Annotated in this window: 14 protein-coding genes and 1 pseudogene; 6 read left to right on the top strand and 9 right to left on the bottom strand. The window is 70.5% G+C overall.

Annotation, left to right across the window (positions count from 1 at the left end; genetic code table 11):
* Positions 1-6 precede the first annotated feature (6 nt).
* Together ACTFTM_RS27845 and ACTFTM_RS27840 are read right to left on the bottom strand one after the other, a co-directional pair.
* Positions 7-516, bottom strand: a complete 510-nt coding sequence (locus tag ACTFTM_RS27845; protein ID WP_449563342.1) for a methylated-DNA--[protein]-cysteine S-methyltransferase — start codon at positions 514-516, stop codon at positions 7-9.
* Complete coding sequence (locus ACTFTM_RS27840) at positions 513-1,985, bottom strand: DNA-3-methyladenine glycosylase 2 family protein (protein WP_449563341.1); 1,473 nt, start codon at positions 1,983-1,985, stop codon at positions 513-515. Before ACTFTM_RS27840 ends, ACTFTM_RS27845 begins: the two co-directional genes overlap by 4 nt.
* 242 nt (positions 1,986-2,227) lie before the next feature.
* On the opposite strand from ACTFTM_RS27840, the pseudogene ACTFTM_RS27835 reads away from it, so the two are divergent.
* Together ACTFTM_RS27835 and ACTFTM_RS27830 are read left to right on the top strand one after the other, a co-directional pair.
* Positions 2,228-2,707: pseudogene (locus ACTFTM_RS27835) on the top strand (hypothetical protein); the annotation flags it as partial.
* A 202-nt stretch (positions 2,708-2,909) separates the two neighbouring features.
* Positions 2,910-3,644 carry a Type 1 glutamine amidotransferase-like domain-containing protein gene (locus ACTFTM_RS27830; protein WP_449563340.1) on the top strand — a complete coding sequence of 245 codons (735 nt, stop codon included), beginning with the start codon at positions 2,910-2,912 and terminating at the stop codon, positions 3,642-3,644.
* A 7-nt stretch (positions 3,645-3,651) separates the two neighbouring features.
* Here the strand turns inward: ACTFTM_RS27830 and ACTFTM_RS27825 are convergent, their stop codons facing one another.
* The 6 genes from ACTFTM_RS27825 to ACTFTM_RS27800 are packed head-to-tail and all read right to left on the bottom strand — an operon-like array spanning position 3,652 to position 6,390.
* Positions 3,652-3,999 (bottom strand): hypothetical protein, encoded by a 348-nt coding sequence (locus ACTFTM_RS27825; RefSeq protein WP_449563339.1) that lies wholly within the window; start codon positions 3,997-3,999, stop codon positions 3,652-3,654.
* Positions 4,000-4,028: 29 nt separating this feature from the next.
* On the bottom strand, positions 4,029-4,583 hold the full coding sequence (locus ACTFTM_RS27820) for a nucleotidyltransferase domain-containing protein (RefSeq protein ID WP_449563338.1): 555 nt from the start codon (positions 4,581-4,583) through the stop codon (positions 4,029-4,031).
* The gene (locus ACTFTM_RS27815; protein ID WP_449563337.1) at positions 4,580-5,149 is read right to left on the bottom strand and encodes an exonuclease; all 570 of its coding nucleotides are present in this window, start codon (positions 5,147-5,149) and stop codon (positions 4,580-4,582) included. The genes ACTFTM_RS27820 and ACTFTM_RS27815 overlap by 4 nt, the downstream gene beginning before the upstream one ends.
* Positions 5,146-5,637 (bottom strand): WXG100-like domain-containing protein, encoded by a 492-nt coding sequence (locus tag ACTFTM_RS27810; protein ID WP_449563336.1) that lies wholly within the window; start codon positions 5,635-5,637, stop codon positions 5,146-5,148. The genes ACTFTM_RS27815 and ACTFTM_RS27810 overlap by 4 nt, the downstream gene beginning before the upstream one ends.
* Positions 5,638-5,645: 8 nt before the next feature.
* Complete coding sequence (locus ACTFTM_RS27805) at positions 5,646-5,963, bottom strand: WXG100 family type VII secretion target (RefSeq protein WP_433535646.1); 318 nt, start codon at positions 5,961-5,963, stop codon at positions 5,646-5,648.
* Between the two features lie 4 nt (positions 5,964-5,967).
* Entirely contained in the window at positions 5,968-6,390 is a 423-nt protein-coding gene (locus tag ACTFTM_RS27800; protein ID WP_449563335.1) for a YbaB/EbfC family nucleoid-associated protein, read from the bottom strand.
* 152 nt (positions 6,391-6,542) lie between these two features.
* Between ACTFTM_RS27800 and ychF the strand changes: the two genes are divergently transcribed.
* On the top strand, positions 6,543-7,628 hold the full coding sequence (gene ychF, locus ACTFTM_RS27795; RefSeq protein WP_449563334.1) for a redox-regulated ATPase YchF: 1,086 nt from the start codon (positions 6,543-6,545) through the stop codon (positions 7,626-7,628).
* 168 nt (positions 7,629-7,796) lie between these two features.
* The gene (locus ACTFTM_RS27790; RefSeq protein WP_449563333.1) at positions 7,797-8,189 is read left to right on the top strand and encodes a hypothetical protein; all 393 of its coding nucleotides are present in this window, start codon (positions 7,797-7,799) and stop codon (positions 8,187-8,189) included.
* A gap of 184 nt (positions 8,190-8,373) precedes the next feature.
* Here the strand turns inward: ACTFTM_RS27790 and ACTFTM_RS27785 are convergent, their stop codons facing one another.
* Positions 8,374-10,359 carry an ABC transporter ATP-binding protein gene (locus ACTFTM_RS27785; protein WP_449563332.1) on the bottom strand — a complete coding sequence of 662 codons (1,986 nt, stop codon included), beginning with the start codon at positions 10,357-10,359 and terminating at the stop codon, positions 8,374-8,376.
* 484 nt (positions 10,360-10,843) lie between these two features.
* On the opposite strand from ACTFTM_RS27785, the gene ACTFTM_RS27780 reads away from it, so the two are divergent.
* Positions 10,844-11,776 (top strand): helix-turn-helix domain-containing protein, encoded by a 933-nt coding sequence (locus tag ACTFTM_RS27780; RefSeq protein ID WP_449563331.1) that lies wholly within the window; start codon positions 10,844-10,846, stop codon positions 11,774-11,776.
* Between the two features lie 107 nt (positions 11,777-11,883).
* Positions 11,884-12,294 (top strand): ArsI/CadI family heavy metal resistance metalloenzyme, encoded by a 411-nt coding sequence (locus tag ACTFTM_RS27775; protein ID WP_449566752.1) that lies wholly within the window; start codon positions 11,884-11,886, stop codon positions 12,292-12,294.
* Positions 12,295-12,392: the final 98 nt, after the last annotated feature.

Here is a 12,392-nt window from a genome sequence, read left to right as displayed (position 1 = left end):
TAGTTGTCAGCTTGCCGTCAACCGCCGCTCATGACCGAGAAGCCACTTCTTCACGTCCAGCCCCCAGCGGTAGCCACCGAGGCTCCCGTCGGTACGCAGCACCCGGTGGCAGGGCACGAAGAGCGCCGCGGCGTTACGCGCGCAGGCGGCGGCCGCCGCCCGGACCGCGGGTGGCCGTCCGGCCAGCGCCGCGTACCCCGTGTAGGTGACCGGCGCGCCCGGCGGCACGTCCCGCAGCACCTGCCAGGCGTACGCCATGAACGCGCCGCCGGTGTGCTGCCGTACCGGCACCGAGTCGATGGCGGTGAGATCCCCGTCCAGGTAGGACCGGACGGCCGCGGTGGTCGGTCCGAGGTCGGCGCGTTGCCGTACCGGCGCCCGCAGACTCGGGTGGATCAGTGCCGGCAGTGCCTCCGGGTCGGGGGTGAAGCCGGCCGCCAGGACCTGGCCGTCGCGGTCGGCGAGGATGCTCAGCGGACCGGTCGGGGTGGTCAGGACGGTGCTGTCGATGCTCATGCCGCTCTCCAGAGTCTGATCGTGGCGTAGGACCGCCAGGGGCGCCACCGTTCGGCGTGCGCGTCGAGGTTCGTGTCGGGTAGGCCGAGGGCTGCCGCGCCCCGGCGGATCGCGAGGTCGCTGTCGAGGAGGACGTCCGGGTCGCCGAGGGCGCGCATGGCGAGGTAGTCGGCGGTCCACGGGCCGATCCCGGGCAGCGCGAGCAGTCTCCGCACGGTCTCCGCGCGGTCGCCGCCCGGCGCGAGGTCCACGGTGCCGTCCAGAACGGCACGGGCCAGCCCGCGAAGGGTCTCCCGCCGTCGCACCGGCATCCCGAACCCCGAGTCCGAGATCCCCAAGACCTCCTCCGGCGAAAGAAAACCCCGCAGGTCAGCCCGTTGATCATGAAGTTGTTGTCGCGACACGCCGTCGCCGGTGTCGACAACTTCATGATCGACGCGGGTGGCCAGCAGGCGGGTCAGGGTGGTTCTCGCGGAGCGTACGGAGACCTGTTGGCCCACGATCGCGCGTACGGCCATCTCGAAACCGTCGACCGCGCGGGGGACACGGATGCCGGGCTCGGCCGCCACCGCCGGGGCCAGGGCCGGGTCCGCCGCCAGCGTGGCGTCGACCGCCTCCGGGTCGGCGTCGAGGTCCAGCAGACGTCGGCAGCGGGCCACCGCCGGCGCGAGGTCGCGCAGGTCGGTCAGGCGCAGCGCCGCCGCCACGTGCCCGTCCGCCGGGGTCAGGGCCACCTGGCCGGGGCCGTGTGGCAACCGCAACCCCCGGCGGTACGTCCCGTCGCGTACCTCCTCGACGCCGGGCAGCGCGCGCACCGCGAGGAAGTCCAGCAGCGCGTGGGCGTGCAGCGGCGGACGGTACGCCAGCCGGAGCGTGATCGTCCCCGCCCCGAGCGCCGCGAGGTGGCGGCCGCGAGCGGTCCGCAGCTCCGAGGGGGCACTCGCGTACACCTCGCGGACCGTGTCGTTGAACTGCCGCACGCTGCCGAAGCCGGCGGCGAACGCGATCTCGGCCATCCCCAGCCCGGTCGTCTCGATGAGGATCCGCGCGGTCTGCGCACGCTGGGCCCGGGCCAGCGCGAGCGGCCCGGCCCCCATCTCGGCGCGCAGCATCCGGTGCAGGTGCCGTTCGGTGTAGCCCAGCCGGGCGGCCAACCCCGGTACGCCGTCCCGGTCGACCACGCCGTCGGCGATCAGCCGCATCGCCCGGCCCACCACGTCGGCCCGGACGTCCCACTCGGGCGAGCCGGGCGCGGCGTCCGGCCGGCAGCGGCGGCAGGCGCGCAGCCCGGCGCCCTGCGCGGCGGCGGCCGACGGGAAGAACCGGACGTTCTGCCGCTTCGGGGTGACCGCCGGGCAGGACGGCCGGCAGTAGATCCCGGTCGACGTCACGCCGGTGTAGAACCAGCCGTCGAACCTCTGGTCACGACTGTCCACCGCCCGGTAGCACCGCTCGAAGTCCATCTCCACGTCATCGATGATGCCCCGCTGCTCAAGCCTCCGGCTGGCGGGAATCAGACCTGACTGTGCCCACCCGGGCCCGCGACCGACGCGTCTCCCGGTGATCAAGAGGTTCGCGTCACGACACGCCGTGCCCCGTGACGCGAACCTCTTGATCACCGAGGTGAGGAGGCAGGGGTGGGGGATTTTCGCCCGGAAGTGTCGGTCGTCCCGGGTAACGTCTCGCCACCAACTCAAGAAGGGGGGCGGCGATGGTGAGCGTTGCGGGTTGGGTGGCGGCGTCGACACACGGCTCGATTCCGCCGCTGCCCCGCGCCGTGGTGCAGTCCTTCTACCGCCGGATGCGGGCCGTCGCGCCGGCCGCCGTCGGCGCCATCGAACGGGACCGGTCCGCCGACGAGGCGGGGACGTTCGCCGACACCGCCTGCGGCCGGCTGGTCCGGTCGCTCGACGAGGCCGGTCTGCGGGCGCTCGGCATGTGGACACACCACTGGTGCATGCGTTTCTACGACGACGACACGACAGTCGGTCGTCGGCTGATCGGTGAGATCGCCGCTCGAACCGGGCTGGGCTGGACGGCCGACGAGGTGCGCTGGATGCTGCGCGAGTCGATCTCCGCCGGCCCGGCGGCGGCGGACCGCTTCACCCTGCCCCGCGCCGCGTCCGCGCAACTGCCCGCGTCCGAGCGGCCGTTCGACGACCTGCCCGCCGCCGAGATCGAACCTCCCGACGGGGGTACGACGGCGAGGTGTCTGCCCGATCCGCGGGCGACTCCCTCGGGCGCGTCGAGCGCCGCCGCCGACCCGGGCAGCGCACGGCCCGCCCTCATACCCCGCCAACGCCGCGCCGGCTGAACGGCTTGGCCGAGCGATTCCGGACAATGATCGACTACGGCAGGATGGACGCCAGACCACACCGACGGAAGGATCGCGCATGCCGGCCAGCGAACCCACCATCCTCGCCACCAGCATGGGCTTCTTCCGTGGTGACCGAGGGCCGTCCGACCTGCGTCCCGGTCCAATCTTCGAGCTGGCTGCCGAGTTGGCCGACGCCGGCCCGCAGCCACGGATCTGCTATCTCGGGCAGGCCGTCGGCGACCAGCCGACCTCGTTCACCGCCGTCTACGGGGCGTTCGCCGGCACGCGGTTCCGTCTGTCGCACGTGGCGCTGTTCCCGATGCCGAACGTCGACGACGTCCGAGCCCACCTACTCGCACAGGATGTGATCTGGGTTGGCGGCGGCAGCGTCGCCAACCTCGTCGCGGTCTGGCGGGTACACGGGCTGGACGAGATCCTGCACGAGTGCTGGCAGGCCGGCGTGGTGTTGGCCGGCGTCTCCGCCGGTTCGATCTGCTGGCACGTGGGTGGCGCCACCGACAGCTTCGGCCCACGTCTGCGGGGCTACACCGAGGCGTTGGGTTGGCTGCCGTACGGCAACGGCGTGCACTACGACAGCGAGAGTCAGCGGCGGCCGCTGATGCACGAGCTGGTCGGTGCCGGGACGCTGCCGACCAGCCACTGCACCGACGACGGCGTCGGCCTGGTGTACCGGGGGACCCGGCTGGTCGAGGCGGTCGCCGACCGCGAGGGCGTCTCGGCGTACGAGGTGAGCCGTGGCGCGGACGGCAGTGTGCGGGAGGCGGTCATCGTGCCCCGCCTGCTTCGGTAGCGAGGGGTCAGACCCGATCCTCGAACGCGGCGCACACGGTCGCCCGTACCTGCGGCCCCTCGATCGCCCGCAGCAGCTCCCGGGCGAGGGCGATCTGGTGCGACTCGTCGACCGCCCTGTCCATCGGAGTCAGCTCCACCCGCCACCGGAAGTAGAGGTAGTCGTCCTCGTCGGTGGTGGCGAGCCGCGGGTCGGCGTCCTCGTTCGGGTTGATCTCCAGCAGGTTGCCCCGGACGTCGACCGAGTCCCGGCGGTAGGGCACCGCGTCGGGCAGCCGGGTGCGGATCAGGTCGAGCAGCTCCGCCGCCGTCAGCGGGCCGTCGACCATGATGAGGAACTGCAACGTCGTCTGCACGTCTGCCACCTTGCCAGATGCCGGATCGCTCAATCGAGCGGGAGGAACGGGCCGTTGTCGAACTTGCCACCCCGGCGCAGCACGGAGAACTGCACCTTGTGCGGCACGTGCGTGTCCATGAGTTCGCGGCGCAGGTGGGTGAAGTCGGTGCCCAGGTCGAAGCTGGCGAGCTGACCGTTCTCGTTGATGCGGCGCAGCATCGTCTTGCGCAGCCGGGTCCCGTCCGGTGCCCGGGCCAGGGAGCGTTCGGCGAGGTCGAAGAAGGTCTTGTCGTCGACGATGAGCGCCACGTCGATGTCGGAGTCCGGGCGGGCGGTGCCGCGTACGCGACTGCCGTGGGCGACCAGGTCGCCGTCCGGGAGCCCGGCCTGACGTTGGGTCTGCCGGGCGCCTCGGGCGAACCGGGTCCACTGCCGTTCGGTGAAGCCCTGCGGAATCCGTCGGGCGGCCCGGGTGGTCGCCGCCTCGGCCGCTTCGCCCGCCACGTCGTCGGCCCGCCGCATCATGCTCCGGGCGGCCTGCGCCACGATGCCCCGGGCGGCGGTGGTGGCCCCGTCCGGTAGGTCCCGCCGACGACCGGTCATGCCGACCCACCCGACTGCCGACGGCGCAGCACGGCGTCGAAGACCTGGGCCAGCTCGGCGGCGTCCTCGCCGGCGTGGTGGGTGTGCGGCACGTCGTGCAGCCCCAGCTCGTGCTTGATCTTGCCCTTGCGGGTCTGGACCCACTCGCTGCCGGTCAGTCCCATCCAGTAGCTGCGCAGATCCACTCCGGAGCCGGTGGCGCCGAACGGGCTGTGGCCGACGAAGCGTACGAAGTACCAGTGCACGAACATGCCGTCCCAGACTGCGGGTGCGGCGAGGAAGACCGGGCGGCCGATCCGCCGCAGCCCATTGACCCAGGCCGCCGCCGACGCCATCGCTTCCGGCGCGGTCGGCGCCTCGCGGAGCAGGCGGTCCCGGTCCAGACCCGACACGGCCAACGCGGCCGGCACGAACTCGTCGGAGATGGGACGCAGCTCGGTGTAGAACGTCAGGTCCGGGCGGCCCGCCACGGCCATGCCCAGGGAAATCATGCTGTACGGCCCGGGGATCGGTCCGTCCGCCTCCACGTCGACGCCGACGTACAGCTCGGGCAGGGGAGAGGTCATCCCAGGACCACCCCGATGGCCTGGTCGATCAGCATGTTCAGGACGATGTCGGTGAGCTTCTTGAAGACGGGAATCTCCAGCAGGGAAGCGCCGAACGTCGGGGCGGCCGTCGCGATCGCCTGGATGATCTGCACCAGCAGGATGATGAGCTGGACGATCACGTTGATCTTCAGGGCGAGGACGATCAGCGCGCACACGAAGAGCGTCGCCGCCACCATCTGCGCGCCGGTGCCGCCGTCCCGCAGCACCGCCATCGCCGAGCCGCTGGCCTCCCAGCGTTCCTGGAACGCGGTCAACGCATCGCCCTGGTTGCCGGTCAGCACCCGCTGCGCGGCCGCCGTACCCTCCGCCGCCGCGTTCTGCAGCGAGTCGGCCATCTCCATCCACATCTGGCCGAGCTCGAACATCTTCGTCTCGTCCGACTTGGGCCAGGTGTAGCCCAGTTCGTTCAGCAGGCCGGCGAGCTCGCCGGGCAGCATGATCCCCATCGACCCGCCTACCAGCTCATCGTCGTGAACTGCGCGTCGTTGTCCTGCTCGACCAGGTCGTACTGGTCGGCCATCAGGCTCAACCCGTCACCGAAGCCGCGCAGCCCGTCGACGACCGACCCGAGGCACTCCGCCGCGATCTCCTCGGCCACCTGGTACGACATGCCGATCAGGCCGCCCACGTCGTCGTCGCCGAAGATGTCGCCCATCGAGGCCGTCCGCGCGCGTAAGGCCTCCCACTGCGCGGCGAGCTGCTCGGCCACCGTCGTCAGGTGGCCGCCGCCCTGCCGTAGCGCGGGCGGGTGCACCTGCAGGTTCTCGGGCATGCCATCACCTCGCTGACTGCTGGATGCGCCGCACGGCATCGGTGAGCGCATCGGTCATCGCCGCCATGCTGCGCACCGACTCGTTCTGCAACTCGTCGAGCTGCTGGCCCAGCGCGACCGGGTCGACCGCCGGCGCGTCGGCGGCATCACCGGCCGCGAGGCGCAGGTCGTCCAGTGCCGCGTTGACCGCCAGGGTGATCTGTTCGCCGAGCATCTCGGCGCCCATCCGCAGGGCGCGGGGGTCCACCGTCACCGACTCGACGCGTTGCCCGACCGCCACGACCTCGACCTGGCCGCCTGCCGCGGACCCGGTGCCCCGTGCCGGCTCGACGTCCAGGCCATCGGGAACCGCACCGGTCGAACGCATCGACGCCAACGCCTGTCGAGTCTGCTGGAAGAGCCGGTCGAACTCCGTCACCTGGTCCACAACGCCCCCTAACGTCGCACGTGACATCGAGAGGGTAGCAACGGGATTCCAGCACCGGGACCCGCCGAGGCGTGACCAGGGGCAGCGCCCGGCGCGACCGAATCGGAGCCGCGTGGACCGACCCGCCCGGCACCGGCGTAAGCTGGCCCGTCGTGAGTCTCACCATCGGCATCGTCGGCCTGCCCAACGTCGGCAAGAGCACGCTTTTCAACGCGTTGACCAAGAACGACGTGCTGGCAGCGAACTACCCGTTCGCCACCATCGAGCCCAACGTCGGCGTGGTCGGGCTGCCCGACGATCGCCTGGAGAAGCTTGCCGAGATCTTCTCCTCGCAGAAGGTGCTGCCGGCCCCGGTGTCGTTCGTCGACATCGCCGGCCTGGTCCGGGGCGCGTCGAAGGGGCAGGGGCGGGGTAACGCCTTCCTGGCCAACATCCGCGACGCCTCCGCGATCTGCCAGGTGGTCCGGGCCTTCTCCGACCCGAACGTGGTGCACGTCGACGGCAAGGTCTCGCCGGCCGACGACATCGAGACGATCAACACCGAGCTGATCCTCGCCGACCTGCAGACCCTGGACAAGGCGCTGCCCCGGTTGGAGAAGGAAGCCAAGCTCCGCAAGGACCGGGCCGCCGCGGTCGCCGCCGCGAAGCAGGCCATCGAGGTGCTCGACGGCGGCACCACCCTCTACTCCGGGGCCGCCGCCGCGAAGATCGAGTTGGAGCACCTGCGCGAGCTGCACCTGCTCACCACCAAGCCGTTCCTGTACGTCTTCAACGTCGACGAGGCCGAACTCGCCAACGAGGCGTTCCTCGACGAACTGCGTGCCCTGGTCGCGCCCGCCGAGGCCGTCTTCATGGATGCCAAGATCGAATCCGAGCTGGTGGACCTGCCCGAGGAGGAGGCCCGCGAGCTGCTGGAGTCGATCGGCCAGAACGAGCCCGGCCTCAACCAGCTCGTCCGCGTCGGCTTCCGTACGCTCGGGCTCCAGACGTACCTCACGGCCGGCCCCAAGGAGGCGCGGGCCTGGACCGTCCCGGTCGGCGCGACCGCGCCGGAGGCCGCGGGTGTCATCCACAGCGACTTCCAGCGCGGCTTCATCAAGGCCGAGGTGGTCTCCTACGGCGACCTGGTCGAGGCCGGATCGATGGCGGCGGCCAAGGCGGCGGGCAGGGTCCGCATCGAGGGCAAGGAGTACGTCATGCAGGACGGCGACGTCGTGGAGTTCCGCTTTAACGTCTGAACCCGGCTCGCCTCGCCGCTGCTACCCGGCCCTTACTGGTCTTCCCGGCTGGTTCCGTGGCTGACTGACCCGGCGGTGAACGACTGCCGGTCGGCCGGGGCGTGCGACCGGCTCGCTAGAGCCCATTGTCGCCCGGCGCCCTGTCCGTCGGGGAGGACGGAGCCTGGAATGGAAAGAGCCCTGCGACTCAGCGCGGCGCTGGCGATCGGTCTGCTCGTACCGATGCCCGTCGCCGGCTGCTCGCGCTTCTTCCCGTGCGCGCCCCGGCCACCGGAGGACATCAGCATGACGGACCTGGCAGGGGTCTACACCAGCTCCGCAGGTGGGCGAATCGAGCTGACCGGGGACGGGCACTACACGGCCAGCGACCTTTCGCCGGAGACCACGGGCCGATCGGAAGAGGGCACGTGGACTCTCGACCTCGATTCGGCGACTACCGAGGATCTGCGGCTCGACGACCAGCAGATGTGGCTCTCCGGCGACCGTGGAGAGCCCTGGCTGTACCGTTTCGAAGGCGACCCGGACGGTTGCGACCTGGTCGAGTTCCGCAGAGACGATTGATCTCCTGTCTGTGTCAGGAATGCAGCTCCCGTAGCAGGGCGTTGCGCACCCGCAGCCGTGTCGGTTCCGCATCGCCGTGGCGATGGTTTTCTTTGCGGCGCTGGAGTCGTCGCGGATGCCGATGAGGATCGTCCACCCCGGAGCTACCGGTGGATTTCACGTGGTGCGTGACGGCCTGGTTCTCCTACCGCGGGGCGGGTTGGTGCTGCTGCGGGAGAGTGCTGCCCTCGCCTGGGGTGGCGTCGTAGCCGGCGGCCTGGAGAGCGAACAGTTCGGCGTACCGGCCACCGGTGGCGATGAGCTCGTCGTGGCTGCCGTCCTCAACGAGCCGGCCGTGGTGCAGGACGAAGATCCGGTCGGCGTGGCGGACGTTTGCCAGCCGATGGGTGATCAGGATGGTGGTGGCCCGGCCTCTACGGTCGCGGATGGCCTGGAACAGGGCGTCCTCGGCGCGGGGGTCGAGGGCAGAGGACGGCTCGTCCATGATGAGTAGTTCCGCGTCGCGCAGGAAGCCGCGGGCTGCGGTGATGCGTTGCCACTGTCCGCCGGAAAGGTCCTGACCCCGGGCGAAGGTCCGGTCGAGCAGTGTCTCGTACCCGTGGGGAAGTTCGATGATCATGTCGTGGGCGACCGCGCGGGTAGCGGCGGCCTCGATGAGGTCCTGCTGGGCGTCGGTGTTGACGTTGCCGATAGCGATGTTCGTGGCCGCGGTGAACGGCCATTTGTGGTATTCCTGCGTCACCACTGCGATCCGGGCTCGCAGGCCGTCGGTGTCGTACTCCGACATGGGCTGGCCGTTCCATTCGATGGTGCCGTCGCTGGGGGTGCGGAGGGTGGCGATCATCGCGGCGAGGGTCGTCTTACCCGAACCGTTCTCCCCGACGAACGCGACGGTCTGCCCGGTGGTGATGGTCAGGGTGACATTGTCGACGGCGGGTGTGTCCCGGTCGGGGTAGCGCATGCTGACCCCGCTGACGGTCAGCTCACGCAGCCGGTCGGGTTGTGCGCCGGGTTCGGTACCCGTCTGCCGCTGGGGTAGGTAGGCGATGGCGCGGTTCATGAAGCCGGTGTAGTCGTGGAAGTGCTGGCCCTCGGTGTAGACGCGGTCGACCTGGAAGGTGACGATGGCGAGGGAGCGTTGCGCCGACTGCACGGCGATCACGCACGTCGCCGCGGCGGCGAGGGGAATCTGCCCGTCGATCAGCAGCAGGCCGAGCAGGACGTACACCGCGGCGGTGGCTACTCCGCCGATCATCGCCCCGACCGTCGTGGTGGTGGTGACCCGTCGCGCCAGGACGAGCTGGATGTCGGTCTCGACTTGCATGACCCGGTCGTACTGGTCGAGCAGGAATCGGCGCAGCCCGTACGACCGCAGCTCCGGCGCGGAGGCTCGCTCGGCCATCAGCCGCTGCAACAGCCATAGCCGGCGCCGCCGCACCGAGCCGGCGGTGTACGTCTGATACCGCAGGTGCCCGGCCCGCAGCGCCGCCCAACCGTTCGGCACCGTCGCCACCAACAGGGCCACCAGCAGAAGTGGGTGGATCACCACGACGGCGACGGCCACCGCCAGCACACCGGCCAGCCCGGCGAGCAGGTTCATCGAGGACTGCACGAGTCCGATCGCCGACTCGGTGCCTCGGGAGGCGCGTTCCATGTCGTCGGCGAACGCGTCGGCGTCGAACGCCTCCAACCGCACCGCCGTGGACACCTCGAAAAGGCCCCGTTCCACCTCTCGGCTCACCTGCGGCGTCAACGCGTTCTGCGCGTACCCGGTAGCGATGCCCATACCGGCGCGCAGCGCGATGGCCACCGCCAGCACGGCCAGCGCGGGCAGCGCGGCACGGACCTTGTCCGCGGTCGGCCCGCCGGCGAACAGCTCCACCAGTACCCGCTGTGTCGCCAAAAGGCCGAACGCCGCCATCAACCCCGCGCCGACCGTCGCCACGGCCACCACCCCCGTGCGGAGCCGGTCTGCGCGCCAACTGACGCCTAGAGCGGTCCAGACGAGCCGGGGAAGCTCCGCGAAGACGGTGAACACACCCGCTTCCGCCCTGGCGCGCACTCCCGTCTCCCACCATGTGGCCCGCAACTCCGGCAACACCGACTCCGGTCGCGCGGTGCCCGGCTGGTATGCCGAATCAGGCTTCTTTGCGGTGACCGCCCGCGTCATTGATGAACCTCCTCAACGTGGCGCAGATTGATGGCAGTAAGGATGTGTGCGACGTGGGCCGGTTGCCCAGAAGGTGATTTTCCGTAGGCCGGATCTTCAGTAGAGGGTCGAGTCGTGGATGCGGACCGGCCTCTTTGCGGGGCCGGCGCGTCGGGGGCCGCCGCCTGGTAGGGCGATTCGGCCGCCATGAGTCGACGGTAGGACGCCAGCCCTCCGACACGCCCGCTGCGCCGTGCCACGACATTGTCGGTAGATACCGACGCCGACACCGACAAGTCGACGACATTGCCAGCCGCGCGTGAACCGTCCCGGTCGCGGACACAGCCGCTAGGCTGCCCCGCCCCTACGACTGCCGGCCGAACCCCGTCCTTGCCCCCATCGGCACATGACAGCCCTCGCTCACGGGCCAGGAACTGTCGGAGGCAGCGGATATGGTCTGCCCGCACCGTGACCCCATCTCGGCACCGTCAGGGGGTGGCAGACCATGGCCGTCAGCTCCGAGATCACGACGGCCCGGCGCGAACTCGGCCGCCACCTCGCACGGCTGCGCAAGGAAGCCAACCTCACCCAGCAGGGCCTCGCCCGGCTCGTGCAATACGGCCGTAGTTCCGTCGCGAACACCGAGACCGGCCGCCAACATCCCGAGCGTGAGTTCTGGGTACGCAGCGACACCGCCCTGCGTACCGGCGGCATTCTCACCCAGCAGTACGACCGCCTCACCCGGCGGGTCCAGCGGAGCCAACCACAGCCGAGGGCGAAGTCCTCGCACCGGCCGCAACCCCTTGGCTGCACCGATCCCAGCGCCTCACCTGACCATGCGAGAGCTTGGGATTCGGAGACGGTGAGCCGCGCGGGCTTCTTCGACCGCCAGGTGGCGGCAGCGCACGTCGAACCGGAACGGATCACAGAGCCCCGTCCCGTCTGGATGAAGCCCGAGGCGGTGATCCCCGGCGTCGTGGCTGAAGGCCACGTGGTGGTGGTTCACACCGATCACGTCGCGGTCGCGATCAGCAGTCTGGTCGGCTACCCCGCAGGCTTCGAGTTCAGCGTGACCGCGATGCTCCGTACGTCTGACCGTCAGGCTGATCTCTCGCACCACCACCGGGCCGGGCAGTCCGTACCAGCCTGTTTCCTCCGGGTGGGCGTGCAGTTCGCCGACGGAAGCATCGTCACCAACATGGATCGGGCCGCACCCACCCCGTTGGCTGCGGAGCCACCGGGCCCCTTGTTGTTGCCGGGCAACGCTGAGGCGGACGCCCGGCGGCACGAGGCGCGCTACTGGGTCTGGCCACTGCCGCCGTCTGGGCTCGTCACCTTCGTCTGCGAGTGGCCGGCATACGACGTGCCCGAGTCGCGGGTGCACGTCGACGGTCAGATGATCCTCGACGCCGCCGCGCGGTCGGTCCGGCTCTGGTAGCTGAAGGCTGTGGCACGTCACGGCTCTGCTGTCATTTGCCGCCGGTGCCCGCAGGTCGGGCGGGTGCCGTCGAGCGGTCGTCGCCGGATGGTGCGGTGTCGAGCGGCCTGACCCGCGATGGCGACTGTCAGCAGCACCGCCCCCGAGAACAGGATGGACCCGGCGGTGACGGCGAAAGCCGCCGAGATGGGTCCGCCGCCGCCGTCGAGAACCCGCCGCTGAAGCTGGTCCTCATCGAGGGTGAGGCCGACCAGCCCACGGTGCTGGACCACCTGGGTGTCGAGGTGTTCACCACCGACGACGTAACCGCCGCGACCAAGCGCCTCACCGACTCCGGCCTGATCACGCTGGAGGAGAACGACACCGAGTGCTGCTACGCCCTACAGGACAAGGTCTGGGTACGCGCCCCGGGTGACGAGCGCTGGGAGGTCTACACGGTGAAAGCCGACGCCGACACGCTCGCCAAGGCGACCGACACCGAGCCGGTGGCCAGCGGAGTGGCCTCACCCTGCTGCTGACGGCAGATCTGGTCTTGAACGTCGGGGTGTCCGGCCGGGCACCCCGACATCGAGGATCCGAGGGATGATGTGGACACTCGCAGCAGAGGGACGGTGAC

It is taken from the genome of Micromonospora sp. RB23 (genome assembly GCF_053585025.1).
This window is presented reverse-complemented; position numbering and strand designations above follow the sequence as displayed.

Coding starts and splice junctions, on each gene's coding strand:
- ACTFTM_RS27790 (WP_449563333.1), top strand. CDS start 7,797: ATGGAAAGAGCCCTGCGACTCAGCGCGGCGCTGGCGATCGGTCTGCTC.
- ACTFTM_RS27845 (WP_449563342.1), bottom strand. CDS start 516: ATGAGCATCGACAGCACCGTCCTGACCACCCCGACCGGTCCGCTGAGC.
- ACTFTM_RS27785 (WP_449563332.1), bottom strand. CDS start 10,359: ATGACGCGGGCGGTCACCGCAAAGAAGCCTGATTCGGCATACCAGCCG.
- ACTFTM_RS27815 (WP_449563337.1), bottom strand. CDS start 5,149: ATGACCTCTCCCCTGCCCGAGCTGTACGTCGGCGTCGACGTGGAGGCG.
- ACTFTM_RS27780 (WP_449563331.1), top strand. CDS start 10,844: ATGGCCGTCAGCTCCGAGATCACGACGGCCCGGCGCGAACTCGGCCGC.
- ACTFTM_RS27830 (WP_449563340.1), top strand. CDS start 2,910: ATGCCGGCCAGCGAACCCACCATCCTCGCCACCAGCATGGGCTTCTTC.
- ACTFTM_RS27820 (WP_449563338.1), bottom strand. CDS start 4,583: ATGACCGGTCGTCGGCGGGACCTACCGGACGGGGCCACCACCGCCGCC.
- ACTFTM_RS27810 (WP_449563336.1), bottom strand. CDS start 5,637: ATGGGGATCATGCTGCCCGGCGAGCTCGCCGGCCTGCTGAACGAACTG.
- ACTFTM_RS27805 (WP_433535646.1), bottom strand. CDS start 5,963: ATGCCCGAGAACCTGCAGGTGCACCCGCCCGCGCTACGGCAGGGCGGC.